Consider the following 16,169-nt stretch of genomic DNA (forward strand, 5'->3'; position numbering starts at 1 on the left):
TGGCTGCCGGGTCCGGCAGCCGGATCCCGTGGCGATGACGGAATAATCCCTGCCGGTGGCCGGTGGTAAGTGCGACGTAAGTGCCGGGGCGCTAGGGTGTCACCCGGGGACCGTGGCGCGGGGCGCCGCGGCCGGGTGTCCAGGCCACCGGAGCTCGTCGCCATGAGACAGCGTATTGTCCCGCTCGCCATCCTCGCCGCCGCCGTGGCGCTGCCTGCCCTGGCCGCCGCCGTGCCCCGGCCGGTGCCAGGGCGCTGGGTGAGTGTCGCGCGTCTGGAGGCGATCGGCATTACCCAGCGTCACGAGGGGGTGCTCAGTGCGCGGTGGTGTCAGTCCGGTTTCGTGTTCGCGCCGCAGGGCAAGCCACCGGCGACCTTCACGCTGGATCCGGATGCCGGGGTGTACACGGCGACCACCAAGGCCGACAGCTGCGTCACCCACTGGCGGCTGAGCCCCGGGCAGCGCCGGCTGGAGGGCACCTATACCGGGCAGTGTCAGGGCATGAGCATGGAGGCGCGGGTCACCATGCGCCTGCTCGAGGCATCGGGCTCCGTCGAGTCAGCGCCGCCGAAGCGGGGTGGCGGCGCTGACGGGCGGGCCGGTGGCGCCGGCGGGGATATCTCCGGTGGCCGGGCCCTGGGCGTGGTCGCCTCGGCGCTGACCGCGGTGGGGGCCGCCACCGATCCGGGGGCGTTCGGCGACTATCTCTGGAGCGACGTGAAGCAGGGCTCGCGGCATGTGTCCATGTGGCTGACGGCGGACCGGCAGCCCCGCCGGGCCGCCCGGTCGATGCCCGATCCCTGTGATGTCGCGCCCGGCAGCCTGGAGGGTGCGCGCTATCTCCTCGACTTCGAGATCTACCGCCTGGGCGGCGACGGTACTCACATGGCGGTCGCGCGCGTCGTCGACGTCGAAACCGGCAGGATCCTCCAGCAGCGCATGGGCGAGGGCGGCCGCGGTCGCGACGGTGCGGTCGCCGCGGTCGGCGGTGCCTACGATGCACTGGATCTCGGCATCACCGTGCCGGCGAAGCGGTGAGGAGGCGGGGCGGTGAGCGTGGCAGGCGATCCGGACCGCGAGACGCTCGTGCGGGCGCTTGAGGACGAACGCCGACGCGAGCTCCGGCGGTTGGTGTCCCGCCTGGTGGTGCTCGCGGTGATGGTCGTCGCGGTATTCGGTGTCTTCTTCGCCGGTGCGGATACCGTCGAGGACCGGCTCGTGATCCTGGCAATGGCGCTGATCGTGGGGGGCGTCCCCGCCTGGATGATCGGTCGCGGCGGTCCCAACCGCTGGCGACGGCACGTCGCCGAAATGCTCTATCCCGCGCTCGCGCAGGAGGCGGGGTTCACCGACTACGCCTACCGCGGTCCCGGCCTCGCCTTTGACGGCTTCCGTGAGATGGACCTGGTCCCCGCGTATCACAGTGGTACCCGGACCCATCTGCTGGCGGGGACCTTCAGCGGCGTGCGGCTGCAGGCGGCGGAGGTCGAGCTGCGTCGCGGCCGCGAGGGGCGTGGACGGGTGTTCACCGGCCTGGCGGTCCGGGCGCGGCTGTCCGGCGATCCGGGGGTGAGCGTCCGGGTCGGACCCGACGGCGGGCGAATCGTGGGCGCGGTCCGCGAGGCGGTTCGTGCGCCGGCATCCGGGCTGGCTCTTGTCTCTCATGCCGGGCTGCGCGGTGCCGGACTGGAGGTTCGGGCGGACAACGCCGTGCTGGCCTCGCGGCTGCTCGACGCCGGCCTGGCCGAGGCGTTGAAGGCCCTCCGGCCTTTCGGTGCCGTGCGCGCCGCAGTGGTCGATGATGTATGTCTGGTCACGATCGAGACGGAGGCGGCCTTCTTTCCCGAGCCGGCGGTCCGGCGGCCGGTTCCCGGAGATCATTCCCGCGCCGTCGCCGCCAGGCTGTCGGCGCTCGCCGAGCTCGGCCGCCGGCTGGGTGAGGCACTCGCGAGCGGCCCCGCACGGCAGGGCTGATGCCGGGCGCCGCCAAACGCTGCTGCATGAGGAGAGCCGCGATGAACACCAGCAAACGCCTGTTCGCCGCCGCCACCGCTGTGCTCGCCGGTCTTCTGGCGGGTATGTCCGTCGTCCACGCCGGCAACTGCCGGACCCCCGCCAAGGCCGCTGCCGACCTGTGGGACCGTTACGACCAGGTCGCCAAGGCGGTTGGCTGTGCCGTCGGTACTGCCGGCGCCGCGGTCGCAACCGGCGGTGTCTCCCTGCCGGCCTCCGCGGCGATCTACGCCGGCTGCCTTGGCAAGAGCGAGGCAGCCGACCGGGCAACCAAGGGCATGATTGCGGCCTGGAACCGCATGAACCGCAACGGCTGGGGCACCATAGGCCCGCGCAAAATGGTTCTCGGGGCGTCCTACGAGGGCACCATCCGTGGCCCGGGCAGCCGCATGTACATCACGCCGGCGCCGGTGGGCGCCTTCATGCTCGACCTCTCCCTGGGCAAGCGCGATGAGCGCCGCAACAAGGGTCGAACGGAGGTCACGGTCTGCCGCTTCGCCCCGCCCGGCGATGACGGGCTCGTCGACGGCGAGAAGCTCTGGAGCTTCACCATCGACCGTGGCCGCGGCAACCAGGGCCGGACCTGGCACCGCCGTCTCACCGGCGTACGCGGGTACATCGTCACTGTCGCACTGCAGGGCAAGAGCGCGGTGAAGGCGATGAAGTACCGTGTCTCCGCCAAGGAGAGCGCGCCGGACCATACGGTGGTGATCGACGGCGGTGCCGCCGCCGGGCGCACCGGCTACCGTCTGGTCGCCGGCCGCTTCGTCCAGCCGGTGGACGGCCGCGTCGCGGGCCGGCGCGTCAGCATCGATTCGAACGACACGGCCCGTGGCCGTCGGGCGGAGGGGAGCGTCTCCAGCGGCGCGGACGGCTTCCGCGTATACGGCGACGTGCGCTCGGTGAGCCTCGATAATCCGGCGGCCGCGCGGGTCTACGTGGATGGCCGGACGCGCGCCGTGGACACGGCGGGTCGTGACCGCGGTGGCAACACGCGTGACAAAGCCGGCGGCAACCGGAATGCTTCGGCCGGCGGGCAGGGCGGTAACGGCACTGTCGGCAAGCTCGCCGGGAATCCCGGCCTTGACAGCGGCGTCGAGCTACCCAACGGGGTCGTCAACAAAGGCAGTGGTGCCGGGAATGGCGGTGGCGCCGATCCGGACGCCTTCGCCGGGCGCTGGTCCACCGACTTCGGTGAGCTACGGCTGCACCGCGCCGGGCCCTTCGTGGTCGGCGACTACGCCGACAAGGGCGTAATGGTCGGTCGCGTCTCCGGGGGGTGCGCCGCGGGCGTGTTCACCAACGGCGGGCGTAACGGGATCTTCCGCTTTACCCGTGCCGGCGATGGCCGTTTCCGCGGTCAGTGGGCCTGGCACGGCAAGGACCTGCAGGGCAACTGGACCGGCAGGCGCACCGGCGATGCCCCTGCGCGCCTGCGCAACTTCACCCGCGACGGCGGGACCACGCATACCCAGTCCCTCGGCCGTGACGTCTTTGACGGACGTTACACCAGCGATTACGGGCCGGTGGGCCTGTATGCGCGGGACCTGTTCGTGGTCGGTGACTACGGCGACAAGGGGATCCTCGCCGGTATGTGGGACGGCAGTGGCTTCGTCGGCCGCTTCACCAACGGTGCACGCACCGGCTGGTTCGATTTTCGCTTCCTCTCGAAGAACGGCGACTTCCGTTCCGGGCGCTGGGGCTGGGTCGGTGACGACGGCGGCGGCGACTGGTCGCTGCGTCGCCGGCGTGATGGTGTCGACCCGGCGGCCCTGACCCTCGCCGAGTCGGTCGGCTGCCCGCGCTGACTGCCGTGTCCGCCACCGCCCGGGCTGGGGCGCTCGCGTGTGTCCCCGCGATGGTTTAGGATACGCGCGCTTGCGGTGCGTGCACTGTGTCCACCGCGTGGCTGCAGGCCACGCACCGTCTCTCGCCCGGCGCGTGGGCGGGCCGTTTAGCGCGGTTCGCCGCGGATTGTATAATCCGCCGGACACTGCGAAAGTGGCGGAATTGGTAGACGCGCTGGGTTTAGGTCCCAGTGGGGTAATCCCCCGTGCGAGTTCGAGTCTCGCCTTTCGCACCAGACATTGAATCGTGAGGCGCGGACACGGCGTTCGCGCAAGAGGTGGTAGTCGATGCAAGTATCCGTGGAGACGACGGAGGGCCTGGGCCGGCGCATTCGCGTGCAGGTGCCCTCCGAGCGCGTGGACAGCGAGGTCGAGAGCCGGCTGAAGGACCTGCGCGGGCGTGTGCGCATGAACGGTTTCCGCCCGGGCAAGGTGCCGCTCAAGGTGGTGCAGCAGCGCTATGGCGAGCAGGTCCGTGGCGAGGTCCTCAACGAGGTGGTGCAGAGCACCTACAGCGAGGCGCTGGAGCAGGAAGGCCTGCGTCCGGCCGCCGCGCCGGAGATCGAGCCGGTACAGACCGATGCCGGCAAGGACCTCGAGTACCAGGCTTCCTTCGAGGTGCTGCCCAGCGTCGAGGTCCAGGGGATCGAGGAGGTCGCTGTCGAGCGCCCCGCCGCGGATATCGGCGATGCGGACATCGACGCGCTGATCGAGCGTCTGCGTCACCAGCAGGCGGATTACAGCGAGGTGGATCGTCCCGCCGACGAAGGTGACCGTGTCACCATCGACTTCCACGGCACCGTGGACGGCGAGGAGTTCGAGGGCAACAGCGGCGAGGACGTGCCGGTGCAGCTCGGCTCCGGTCAGATGCCCTCGGAGTTCGAGGCCGAGCTCGTGGACGTGAAGGCCGGTGACGAGACGCGCATCGAGTACACCTTCCCCGAGCAGTTCCCGGACGAGACCATCGCCGGCAAGACCGCGACCTTCGAGGTCCGCGTCAAGACGGTGGAGGCCCCGGACCTGCCGGAGGTCGACGACGAGTTCGCCAAGGCCCTGGGCATGGAGAACGGTCTCGAGGAGCTGCGCGAGCGCGTGCGCGAGAACCTCGAGCGCGAGCGTGACCAGGCGGTGCGCGCCCGGGTCAAGGAGCAGGTGATGGATGGGCTGCTCGAGCGCAACCCCATCGACCTGCCCCAGGTGCTCATCGATCGCGAGATCGAGCAGCTGCGCGAGCAGACCAAGCAGCGCATGCAGCAGTACGGTGCCGAGGGCGAGGAGCCGGACCTGCCGGCCTCCCAGTTCGAGGACGAGGCCCGTCGCCGCGTCGCGCTCGGCCTGCTGGTCAACGAGGTGGTGCGCGCCAACGAGATCGAGCTGGACCGCAACCGACTCCAGCAGGCGCTGCAGGACATCGCCAGCAGCTACGGCCAGCCGGACCAGGTGATCCAGGCCTACATGCAGAACCAGCAGCTCATGGAGAGCCTGCAGGTGCAGGTGATGGAGGATCAGGTGGTTGACTGGATCGCCGAGCGCGCCCAGATCACGGACAAGCCCATGAGCCTTGACGTGCTGCTGGGCCGTGCCACTGACGAGACCGCCGGAGAGTGATGATGATGAGCGAGCGCGAGGGCCAGATCCGCAGCGAGATCGAGAACACCGGGCTCGTGCCCATGGTGGTCGAGCAGACCGCCCGGGGCGAGCGCGCCTACGATATCTACTCGCGGTTGCTCAAGGAGCGGGTGATCTTCCTGGTCGGCCCGGTCGAGGACTACCAGGCCAACCTGCTTATCGCGCAGCTGCTGTTCCTGGAGTCCGAGAACCCGGACAAGGATATCCACCTCTACATCAACAGTCCCGGCGGCGTGGTCACCGCCGGTCTGGCAATCTACGACACTATGCAGTTCGTCAAGCCGGATGTGAGCACCGTGTGCATCGGCCAGGCCGCGAGCATGGGCTCGCTGCTGCTGGCCGCGGGTGCCGCGGGCAAGCGTTATGCGCTGCCGAACTCGCGGGTGATGATCCATCAGCCCCTCGGTGGCTTCCAGGGCCAGGCCACGGACGTGGACATCCACGCCCGTGAGATCCTCTCCACCCGGGAGCGTCTCAACCGCATCCTTGCCTATCACACCGGCCAGGACATGGAGACGATCCAGCGTGACACCGAGCGCGACAACTTCATGGATCCGGAAACGGCCCAGGAGTATGGCCTGATCGACGCCGCGCTCAAGGACCGCTCCAGCATCGCCGGCGCCACCGAGTGACCCGCGGCCCGCCCCGGCGACAATCGCCGGGGCGGGGATTGAACCTGCCTTCCCCGCCCCCCATCTCCAGCCCTGGAAGGCGCCGGAAAGGCCGCCGTGCGGCCGTCGGCGTGTACTTGCGTGCCTGCCAAAATGCAGGCAAGGTTTCAGCAAATGCTTCTCCCATGTTCGAGGGTGACCAATGACTGACAGAGAGAACGGCAGGGGCGACGACAACGGCAAGCTGCTGTACTGCTCCTTCTGCGGCAAGAGCCAGCACGAGGTGCGCAAGCTGATTGCAGGCCCATCCGTTTTCGTCTGCGACGAGTGCGTCGAGCTGTGCAACGACATCATTCGTGAAGAGATGGAGGAGAAGGCGGCGGGGGCCGGCAGCCGGCTGCCGAAGCCGCAGGAGATCAAGGAGGTCCTGGACGAGTACGTGATCGGCCAGGAGCCGGCCAAGAAGGTGCTGGCGGTTGCCGTCTACAACCACTACAAGCGCATGGAGGCGGGCCAGTCCAAGAGCGACGTGGAGCTCTCCAAGAGCAACATCCTGCTCATCGGCCCCACCGGCTCGGGCAAGACCCTGCTCGCGGAGACCCTGGCGCGGCTGCTGGACGTGCCCTTCACCATCGCCGACGCGACCACGCTCACGGAGGCGGGCTACGTCGGCGAGGACGTGGAGAACATCATCCAGAAGCTGCTGCAGAAGTGCGACTACGACGTCGAGAAGGCGCAGCAGGGCATCGTCTACATCGACGAGATCGACAAGATCTCGCGCAAGGCGGATAACCCGTCCATCACCCGGGACGTCTCCGGCGAGGGTGTGCAGCAGGCGCTGCTCAAGCTCATCGAGGGGACGACCGCGTCCGTGCCCCCGCAGGGCGGGCGCAAGCACCCGCAGCAGGAGTTCCTGCAGGTCAACACCGCCAATATCCTGTTCATCTGCGGTGGTGCCTTCGCGGGGCTGGAAAAGGTCATCCAGCAGCGCTCGGAGAAGGGCGGCATCGGCTTTTCCGCCGACATCAAGGCCAACAGCGAGCGCAAGAGCACGGGTGACACCCTCCGCGACGTGGAGCCGGAGGACCTGGTCAACTACGGGCTCATCCCGGAGTTCGTCGGCCGCATGCCCGTGGTCGCAACCCTCGCCGAGCTCGACGAGCAGGCGCTGGTGCGGATTCTGCGTGAGCCCAAGAACGCGCTGGTCAAGCAGTTCGGCAAGCTCTTCGACATGGAGGGCGTGGAGCTGGAGTTCCGCGACGAGGCCCTCGTCGAGGTGGCGCGCAAGGCCATCGCGCGCAAGACCGGTGCCCGCGGGCTGCGCACCCTCATCGAGCACGTGCTGCTCGACACCATGTACGATCTCCCGAGTATGGAGAACGTCAGCAAGGTGGTGATTGACGACGCGGTGATCCGGGGCGAGACCCGGCCGTACGTCATCTACGAGGGCTCCGAGCAGCAACCCGCCGCCGCCTCCGACTGAGCGCCCCGCTCCGGGGGAGCCGAACCGGGCCCGGGCACCCGCAGGGTGTTCCGGGCCTTCGAGCGTATGTTGAAAGCGTAGTCGCCCGGCTCCATATCCCCCACATCCGAATCGTCGCGATCGCCGCGCTTGCGGCGGTCGCGGGCACAGGCACGAGGGCCAGAATCCTATGTCCACCGAATCGAGCGCCGAGCGCAACACCCCGGTCACCGGGCGCATGCCGGTCCTGCCGCTGCGCGACGTGGTGGTGTACCCGCATATGGTCATCCCGCTGTTTGTCGGGCGGGACAAGTCCATTCGCGCCCTGGAGGCGGCGATGGAAGGCGAACGCCGTATCTTCCTGGTCGCCCAGAAGAGTGCGGAGGTCGACGAGCCGGGGCCGGACGACCTCTACGGCATCGGCACCATCGCCAACATCCTGCAGATGCTCAAGCTCCCCGACGGCACCGTGAAGGTGCTGGTCGAGGGCAGCCAGCGGGCGCGCTTCTCCGCACTTGTGGAGGACGCCGACTACTTTGCCGCCAACGCCGAGGAGATCCCGGAGATCACCGGCGAGGGCGACCGCGAGCTCGACGTGATGATGCGCTCGCTGATGTCGCTGTTCGAGCAGTACGTCAAGCTCAACAAGAAGGTGCCGCCGGAGATCCTCTCCTCGCTGCAGGGCATCGACGAGCCCGGGCGGCTGGCGGACACCGTCGCCGCGCACATGTCGCTGTCCATCGAGGAGAAACAGCGCACCCTCGAGATCGAGGACGTGCGTGCGCGCCTCGAGCACCTGATGGCGCTGATCGAGGGCGAGCTCGACATCCTCCAGGTCGAGAAGCGCATCCGTGGGCGCGTCAAGCAGCAGATGGAGAAGTCCCAGCGCGAGTATTACCTGAATGAGCAGATGAAGGCCATTCAGAAGGAGCTGGGCGAACTCGAGGACGTGCCCAACGAGGTCGAGGACCTCGAGAACAAGATCGCCGACTCCGGCATGCCGCAGGAGGCACGCGAGAAGGCGGACCAGGAGCTCAACAAGCTCAAGCTCATGTCGCCGATGTCCGCGGAGGCGACGGTGGTGCGCAACTATCTCGAGTGGATGGTGAGCGTGCCGTGGAAAAAGCGCACCCGCGTGCGCCACGACCTCGAGCGCGCGCAGCACATCCTCGACACGGACCACTACGGTCTGGAGAAGGTGAAGGAGCGCATCCTCGAGTATCTCGCCGTGCAGAAGCGCGTGCGCAAGCTCAAGGGCCCGATCCTCTGCCTGGTGGGCCCGCCCGGTGTCGGCAAGACCTCGCTGGGGCAGTCCATTGCCCGCTCGGTCAACCGCAAGTTCGTGCGCATGTCCCTTGGCGGCGTGCGCGACGAGGCGGAGATCCGCGGCCATCGCCGGACCTACATCGGTGCGCTGCCCGGCAAGATCATGCAGAAGCTCTCCAAGGTGGGTAACCGCAATCCGCTGTTCCTCCTCGACGAGGTGGACAAGATGGCGATGGACTTCCGTGGCGACCCGGCCTCGGCGCTGCTCGAGGTCCTCGACCCGGAGCAGAACACCACCTTCAACGATCACTACCTGGAGGTGGACTTCGACCTCTCGGACGTGATGTTCGTGTGCACCGCGAACACCATGAATATCCCGGCGCCGCTGCTGGACCGCATGGAGGTCATCCGGCTGCCGGGCTACACCGAGGAGGAGAAGATCAACATCGCCGAGCGCTATCTCGTCCCCAAGCAGATCAAGGCCAACGGCCTGCGCAAGGGGGAGCTGGACATCAGCGCCAATGCGGTGCGCGACATCGTGCGCTACTACACCCGCGAGGCGGGCGTGCGTAACCTCGAGCGCGAGGTCGCCAAGATCGCGCGCAAGGTCGTCCGCGAGGTGGTCACCGGGGCCAAGAAGAAAGGCAAGACCGAGACCGTGCGGGTCACCACCCAGAATATCGATCGCTACCTCGGCGTGCGGCGCTACCGTTACGGTGTGGCCGAGGAGGGTGACCAGATCGGGCGTGTGACCGGCCTGGCATGGACCGAGGTGGGCGGCGAGCTGCTCACCATCGAGTCGGCGGTGGTCCCCGGCAAGGGCAGGCTGACCAACACCGGTCAGCTCGGCGAGGTCATGCGCGAGTCCATCGAGGCGGCACGCACGGTGGTCCGCAGCCGTGCCGAGGCCCTGGGCGTGGACCCGGAGTTCCATCAGAACCGCGACATCCACGTCCACGTGCCCGAGGGCGCCATCCCCAAGGATGGTCCCAGCGCCGGTATCGGCATGTGCACGGCGCTGGTCTCGGCCCTCACGAGCATCCCGGTGCGTGCGGACGTGGCCATGACCGGCGAGATCACCCTGCGCGGTGAGGTGCTGCCCATCGGCGGGCTCAAGGAGAAGCTCCTCGCGGCCCTGCGTGGGGGTATCAAGACGGTGCTGATCCCGGAGGAGAACCGCAAGGATCTCGCCGAGATCAACAAGGATATCAAGGGCAAGCTCGATATCCGGCCGGTACGCTGGATCGACGAGGTCCTGGACGTGGCCCTCATCCGCCGGCCGGAGCCCGCCGACAAGGCGGAGCCGGAGACCGGCGAGGCCGAGACCCCGCGCAAGGGGCGTCGCAAGCGCGAGAGCGCCCGTACGCACTGAGTGCCGCGTCCGCTCTGGCGTTGACACTCTTCGGGGGCATTGCTATAAATCGTCCCGCCGGTGAACGGCGGGACGGTTATCCTCCCGTTGCCCCATGCGGGGTATCCCCTTTGTGGATAGAACGCGGTGGATAGGAACAGGACGTCCCAGCGGTCCGCGCCCCCAGTGTTGTGCGTCTCCGTTGGTGACGCTAGGATGCGGGAAGGCTTACGCCGCGGTGCTTTGCCGACGCGGCCGGCACCAGCCGAAGTCGCGGGCAATGGGTTGGTCCATAAAAGAACACCAAGGGGAATCGTTCTGATGAATAAGTCCGAGTTGATCGAAGCGGTCGCGCAGTCTGCAGACATTTCCAAGGCGGCGGCCACTCGTGCCGTTGATGCCTTCGTCGACTCCGTCGCCGACGCGCTTCGCGAGGGGGATCAGGTCACGCTGGTGGGCTTCGGCACCTTTACGGTGCGCGAGCGTGCCGCGCGTAGCGGGCGCAATCCGCGCACCGGTGAGACCATCAACATCCCCGCGTCCAAGGTTCCCGGCTTCAAGGCTGGTAAAGCGCTCAAGGATGCGGTAAACTAGCCAGTCTCAGTTGGGGTGGTTAGCTCAGCTGGGAGAGCGTCGCCCTTACAAGGCGAATGTCGGGGGTTCGAACCCCTCACCACCCACCAAAAACGGAGCGGTAGTTCAGCTGGTTAGAATGCCGGCCTGTCACGCCGGAGGTCGCGGGTTCGAGTCCCGTCCGCTCCGCCACCGATTTCCCAGCACTCCAGAAAGGCGCCCGCGCGGCGCCTTTTTGCTGTCCGGAACCCCGGAAAACACGGGTTGTCTCCCGGGGGACGTGTATAACCCCAGTCGGCATGGTTGGTGACGATGCTTCAGGCTATTCGTGACAATACCAGGGGCTGGATCGCCTACGTTATCGTGGCGGTCCTGATCGTCCCCTTCGCGCTGTTCGGCGTCTATAACTACTTCACCGGCGGGAGCAATCCGCCGGTCGCCGAGGTCGCGGGCCACGAGATCACCTCGCAGCAGCTCGACCGAGCGGTCCAGCAGCAGCGCCGGCGTCTGCAGCAGATGCTTGGCGACCAGTACGATCCGTCCATGTTCGGCGACGGCGTCCTCCGGCGCCGCGCCCTGGACAACCTGATCGATTCCACGGTGCTCGACAGCTATGCGCGGGAGCATGGTTTCCGCCTCACCAATGCCGCCCTGCGCGCCCGGATCCGCTCTCAGCAGGCATTCCAGGCCAACGGCGAGTTCTCCCAGGAGCGCTACCAGGCGGTGCTCCGCCAGAACGGCATGACCCCGGAGCAGTACGAGGCCCAGCTGCGTCAGCAGGGGGCCACCGGGCAGCTCCGCCAGGGGGTCACCGGCTCGGTGATCGTCACCGACGTCCAGCTCGCCCGTTTCGTCGCCCTGCAGCGCCAGCAGCGCGATGCGGCCTGGCTGCGGGTCGATGCCGCCGCGTTCAACGGCGAGGTGGACGCCGGCGAGGACGCCCTGCGCGAGTATTACGACGCGCACGCCGATGCCTGGCAGCGGCCGCAGCAGGTCCGGCTCGCCTACGTGGAGCTCTCCCGTGACAAGCTCGCCTCCAGCGTCGAGGTCAGCGACGAGGCGGTGCGCAAGCGCTACGAATCCCTGCGTGATACCCGCTTTACCCAGGGGGGCGCGCGCCGGGTGCAGCATATCCTCATCCAGGTGCCGGACGATGCCGCCGACGAGGAGGTCGAGGCCGCGCGCAAGCGCCTGGAGGATGTGCGCACGCGGATCGTCGACGGCGACATCGATTTCGCGGCGGCGGCACAGGAATATTCGGACGACGCCGGCTCCGCGGATGACGGCGGCGCCCTGGGCTGGGTCTCCCGGGGCGACCTCTCCGAGCCGATGGCGAAGGCGGCGTTCTCCCTGGAGGAGGGGGCGGTCAGCGAGCCGGTGCGCACCGATTTCGGCTGGCACCTGATCCGCGCCGCCGAGGTGCGTGACCGCGAAGTGCAGCCCTTCGAGGCCGTTCGTGACACCCTGCGCCAGGAGCTTGCGGCGGAGAAGGCCGAGCAGCGTTACGTCGAGGTACGCAACGAGTTCGCCAACGTCGCCTACGAGAACCCGCAGGGTCTCGAGCCCGCCGCCGAGGCGGCCGGGGTGCCGGTGCAGACCACGGACTGGGTCTCGCGTCAGGGCGGCGGCGAGGGCATTGCCTCCAACCAGTCGGTGATGGAGGCCGCCTTCTCCAGGACCGTCCTGGATGACGGGATGAACAGCGAGCTCATCAAGCTCGGCGACAATCGCTCGGTGGTCGTGCGTATCGCCGATCAGCGTCCCGCGACCACGCTGCCGTTCGATGAGGTCCGCGATCAGGTGCGTGAGCGTTTCGTCTCGGAGCACACCGCGACCCTCGCCCGCGAGCGCGGCGAGGCGCTGGAGAACAAGCTCGCCGACGGCACCACGGCGGAGGACCTCGCTGCCGGTGGTGGCGGTGTCGACTACAAGGCGTTCGGCTGGGTCGGCCGTGACGGTGGCGGCGGGCTACCGCGTGCGGTTACCGACCGGCTCTTCCGTATGGCCCATCCCGGGGACGGCGGGACGACTCGTGCCGGGGTCAGCCTGGCGGACGGCGACTACGCGGTGGTCCTGCTGAGCGGTGTGCGTGACGGCAGCCTGGATGACGTGCCCGATGCGCAGCGCGAGCAGCTGCGTCAGCGTCTGGGGCAGCTCGATGCGGCCAGTGTCGGTTCGGCCCTGGTCGAGGCGTTGCGCGCCGAGACGGACGTCACCATCTACGAGGACCGCCTCTAGGCCGGGGACTCACTGCCGGCCGTCCAGCGCGGCGCCGGGGTTCCGGCACCGCGCTGGGTATGCCTTACTCGAACTCGGCGCCGGACAGTGCCACGGCGTGGAAGCCCGCATCCACGTGGACCACCTCGCCGGTAATGCCGGAGGCGAGGTCGGAGCACAGGAACGCCCCCGCCTTGCCCACGTCCTCCGGGGTGACGTTGCGCCGCAGCGGTGCCGCCTGGGCGTTGTAGTCCAGCATCTTGCGGAAGTTGCCGATCCCCGAGGCCGCCAGGGTGCGGATGGGGCCGGCGGAGATGGCGTTCACCCGCGTACCCTCCGGGCCGAGGTCGTAGGCCATATAGCGCACCGACGCCTCCAGCGCCGCCTTGGCCGGCCCCATGACGTTGTAGTTCGGCAGGGCGCGTTCACCGCCGAGGTAGGTCAGGGTCAGCAGGCTGCCCTGGCGGCCCTTCATCATGGGCCGTGCCCGCCTGGCCAGCGCCACGAAGCTGTAGGCGGAGATGTCCTGGGCGGTGCGGAAGCCCTCGCGGGTGGTGTTGTCCACGAACGAGCCCTCGAGCTCCTCGCGGGGCGCGTAGCCCACCGCGTGGACCACGATGTCCAGGCCGTCCCACTGGCGCTCGAGCTCGGCGAACACCGCCTCGATATCCTCGTCACGGCTGACGTCCAGCGGCAGCACGATACTGCTGCCACACGCCTGCGCACACTGCTCGACCCGCGGCTTGAGCTTGTCGTTCTGGTAGGTCAGCGCGATTTCCGCACCCTGCTCGGCCATGGCCTCGGCAACCCCCCAGGCGATGGAGCGGTTGCTCGCCACGCCGACGATCAGTGCCTTCTTGCCATCGAGAAAACCCATCGGCTCGTCCCTAGTCTCTGTCTGAAGTGATAGCCCACCCCGGCCGCGCCGGCGGCCGGGGTCCCGCAGGGGAATGGTACACGAGCGTGGCGGCCGCGGGGTGGGGCGAGTGTTGGCGCCTCGTGATGGAGTGCTACTATGCCCGGCAATGTGTCCGTGAGGAGTCCTCGCCGATGAAGGTCCTGGCGAAGCTGTGTGCCGGCGTACTCGTGCTCGCTGCCGCACCGGCCGCGATGGCCGCGCATGCCGTGGCCATGTACGGCAGCCCCAAGTATCCGTCCGGATTCGAGCATTTCGATTACGTCAACCCGGATGCCCCCAAGGGCGGCACGCTGCGGCTGGCGAACACCGTCGCCGCGACCTTCGACAGCCTCAACCCCTTCATCCTCAAGGGTAATCCGGCGGCGGACCTCACCCGGACCTACGACACCCTGACCGTGCGCTCGCTGGACGAGCCGTTTACCGAGTACGGGCTGGTGGCGAAGGACATCGAGATCGCCCCGGATCGCACCTGGGTGCGTTACCGCCTGCGCAAGGCGGCGCGCTTTCACGACGGCGAACCCATCACCGCCGAGGACGTGGCCTTCAGCTTCCGCATCCTCAAGGAGAAGGGGCATCCCCAGTACCGCTCCTACTACAAGGATGTCACCGGCGTGGACGTGGAGGATGCGCACACGGTGACCTTCCATTTCGCCAGCGGAGACAACCGCGAGCTGCCGCTCATCCTCGGTCAGCTCCCGATCCTGCCCAAGCACTACTGGGCGGAGCGTGATTTTGACAAGACCACGCTGGATCCGCCGCTAGGCAGCGGCCCGTACCGCATCGCCGAGGTCGATCCCGGCAAGCGTATCGTCTATGAGCGCGTGGACGACTACTGGGCGAAGGACCTGCCCGTGAACCGCGGGCGCTACAACTTCGAGCGCATCAGCTACGACTACTACCGCGACGCCACCGTCGCGGTGGAAGCGCTCAAGGGCGGGGCCTACGACATGCGCATCGAGAACGTGGCCAAGAACTGGGCCACCGCCTACAACATCCCCGCGCTGGAGGAAGGGCGGCTGGTCAAGCAGTCCATCGACCATAACCTGCCCTTCGGCGTGCAGGGGTGGTTCTTCAACACGCGCCGGCCTGTATTCCAGGACCCCCGGGTGCGTGAGGCCATCGGCTACGCCTTCGATTTCCAGTGGACCAACCGCAATCTGTTCTACGGCGCCTACAAGCGCCTGGACAGCTATTTCGCGAACTCCGAGCTGGCCGCACGGGGCAAGCCCTCAGGGGCGGAGCTGAAGCTCCTGGAGCCATGGCGCGACCAGCTTCCCGAGCGTGTGTTCAGCAAGGCCTACACGCCGCCGAGTACCGCCGGCGAGGGCGGCCTGCGGGATAACCTGCGCCGCGCGGTGGCGCTGCTGAATGATGCCGGCTACGCCATCCGCGACGGGCGCATGGTCAACGAGGATACCGGCAAGCCGCTGTCCTTCGAGATCCTGCTCGACAGCGCCTCGATGGAGCGGGTCACGCTGCCCTTCGTGAAGAACCTCGAGCGGCTGGGGATCGACGCCACCGTGCGGACGGTGGATCCGACCCAGTACCAGAACCGGGTCCAGCGCTTCGAGTACGACATGATCGCCGAGCGCATCGCCCAGTCGCTCTCTCCGGGTAACGAGCAGCGTGCCTACTGGGGCTGCGAGGCGGCGAAGACGCCGGGCAGTCAGAACTATGCCGGCATTTGCAGCCCCGCGATCGACGCGCTCATCGACAAGGTCATCCATGCGCCCGACCGCGAGGCGCTGGTCACGCGTACGCGGGCGCTGGACCGGGCGCTCCTGTGGGGGTTCTATGTGGTGCCCCACTGGTACTCCGGCAGTTTCCGGCTGGTCTACTGGGACAAGTTCGGCCAGCCCGCCAGGAACCCGCCCTACGGACTGGCGCTGGACAGCTGGTGGGTGAATCCGGAGAAGGCGGCGGCACTGTCGCAGTGACGGCCGGGCAGGGAACCAAGGAGGTGCGAGCATGTCGGACGCACTGATGCACGGCGCGGAACGCATCACCGAGCGGGTCCGGGAGCGGGCCAACGCGGCCAACGTGGCCCTGCTCTCGGTGTTCTGGAACGGCGATGAGGGCCTGCGCGGCGACGCCGACCTGCAGACCCTGTTCATCGAGGGTGTGGAGAAGACCGCACGCGTGGCGCTGACCAGCGACCAGGTCAGCGGCGCCAGCGAGGGCGGCGTGACCCCCGACGTGGACGCGCTGCTCGAGGAGGCGCTGAACAGTATTCACGTGCCGGCGGCGCCGTCGCCGCCGGAGGGGGGAGCCGGCTGAGGGG

12 protein-coding genes and 3 tRNA genes are annotated in these 16,169 nt (G+C 68.2%); 14 read left to right on the plus strand and 1 reads right to left on the minus strand.

What is annotated here, in order from left to right:
- Window positions 1–162 precede the first annotated feature (162 nt).
- The 12 genes from C516_RS0104900 (at window position 163) to C516_RS0104955 (ending at window position 12,990) form a co-directional block, all read left to right on the plus strand.
- Window positions 163–1,038, plus strand: coding sequence for a hypothetical protein (locus C516_RS0104900; RefSeq protein WP_018717248.1), 876 nt, complete (start codon window positions 163–165; stop codon window positions 1,036–1,038).
- A gap of 12 nt (window positions 1,039–1,050) precedes the next feature.
- The gene (locus C516_RS0104905) at window positions 1,051–1,974 is read left to right on the plus strand and encodes a hypothetical protein (protein WP_018717249.1); all 924 of its coding nucleotides are present in this window, start codon (window positions 1,051–1,053) and stop codon (window positions 1,972–1,974) included.
- Window positions 1,975–2,015: 41 nt separating this feature from the next.
- Window positions 2,016–3,821 (plus strand): hypothetical protein, encoded by a 1,806-nt coding sequence (locus tag C516_RS0104910; RefSeq protein ID WP_026320953.1) that lies wholly within the window; start codon window positions 2,016–2,018, stop codon window positions 3,819–3,821.
- Window positions 3,822–4,008: 187 nt separating this feature from the next.
- Window positions 4,009–4,096, plus strand: a tRNA-Leu gene (locus C516_RS0104915).
- A 52-nt stretch (window positions 4,097–4,148) separates the two neighbouring features.
- Window positions 4,149–5,468, plus strand: a complete 1,320-nt coding sequence (gene tig, locus C516_RS0104920) for a trigger factor (RefSeq protein ID WP_018717250.1) — start codon at window positions 4,149–4,151, stop codon at window positions 5,466–5,468.
- Between the two features lie 5 nt (window positions 5,469–5,473).
- Window positions 5,474–6,121 carry an ATP-dependent Clp endopeptidase proteolytic subunit ClpP gene (gene clpP, locus C516_RS0104925; protein ID WP_040409254.1) on the plus strand — a complete coding sequence of 216 codons (648 nt, stop codon included), beginning with the start codon at window positions 5,474–5,476 and terminating at the stop codon, window positions 6,119–6,121.
- Between the two features lie 181 nt (window positions 6,122–6,302).
- On the plus strand, window positions 6,303–7,583 hold the full coding sequence (gene clpX, locus C516_RS0104930) for an ATP-dependent Clp protease ATP-binding subunit ClpX (protein WP_018717252.1): 1,281 nt from the start codon (window positions 6,303–6,305) through the stop codon (window positions 7,581–7,583).
- 169 nt (window positions 7,584–7,752) lie between these two features.
- Entirely contained in the window at window positions 7,753–10,200 is a 2,448-nt protein-coding gene (gene lon / locus C516_RS0104935; protein ID WP_018717253.1) for an endopeptidase La, read from the plus strand.
- A gap of 300 nt (window positions 10,201–10,500) precedes the next feature.
- Window positions 10,501–10,773 carry an HU family DNA-binding protein gene (locus tag C516_RS0104940; protein ID WP_018717254.1) on the plus strand — a complete coding sequence of 91 codons (273 nt, stop codon included), beginning with the start codon at window positions 10,501–10,503 and terminating at the stop codon, window positions 10,771–10,773.
- A 13-nt stretch (window positions 10,774–10,786) separates the two neighbouring features.
- Window positions 10,787–10,862 (plus strand) — tRNA-Val (locus C516_RS0104945).
- 5 nt (window positions 10,863–10,867) lie between these two features.
- A tRNA-Asp gene (locus C516_RS0104950) sits at window positions 10,868–10,944 on the plus strand.
- A gap of 120 nt (window positions 10,945–11,064) precedes the next feature.
- Entirely contained in the window at window positions 11,065–12,990 is a 1,926-nt protein-coding gene (locus C516_RS0104955) for a SurA N-terminal domain-containing protein (protein ID WP_018717255.1), read from the plus strand.
- 64 nt (window positions 12,991–13,054) lie between these two features.
- On the opposite strand, the gene C516_RS0104960 is transcribed toward C516_RS0104955, so the two are convergent.
- Window positions 13,055–13,846 carry an enoyl-ACP reductase FabI gene (locus C516_RS0104960; RefSeq protein ID WP_018717256.1) on the minus strand — a complete coding sequence of 264 codons (792 nt, stop codon included), beginning with the start codon at window positions 13,844–13,846 and terminating at the stop codon, window positions 13,055–13,057.
- Between the two features lie 173 nt (window positions 13,847–14,019).
- Between C516_RS0104960 and C516_RS0104965 the strand changes: the two genes are divergently transcribed.
- Together C516_RS0104965 and C516_RS0104970 are read left to right on the plus strand one after the other, a co-directional pair.
- The gene (locus C516_RS0104965) at window positions 14,020–15,825 is read left to right on the plus strand and encodes an extracellular solute-binding protein (RefSeq protein WP_018717257.1); all 1,806 of its coding nucleotides are present in this window, start codon (window positions 14,020–14,022) and stop codon (window positions 15,823–15,825) included.
- A gap of 31 nt (window positions 15,826–15,856) precedes the next feature.
- Complete coding sequence (locus tag C516_RS0104970; RefSeq protein ID WP_018717258.1) at window positions 15,857–16,165, plus strand: hypothetical protein; 309 nt, start codon at window positions 15,857–15,859, stop codon at window positions 16,163–16,165.
- The last annotated feature ends 4 nt before the right edge of the window (window positions 16,166–16,169 follow it).

This window comes from Arhodomonas aquaeolei DSM 8974 (genome assembly GCF_000374645.1).
Lineage (GTDB): Bacteria > Pseudomonadota > Gammaproteobacteria > Nitrococcales > Nitrococcaceae > Arhodomonas > Arhodomonas aquaeolei.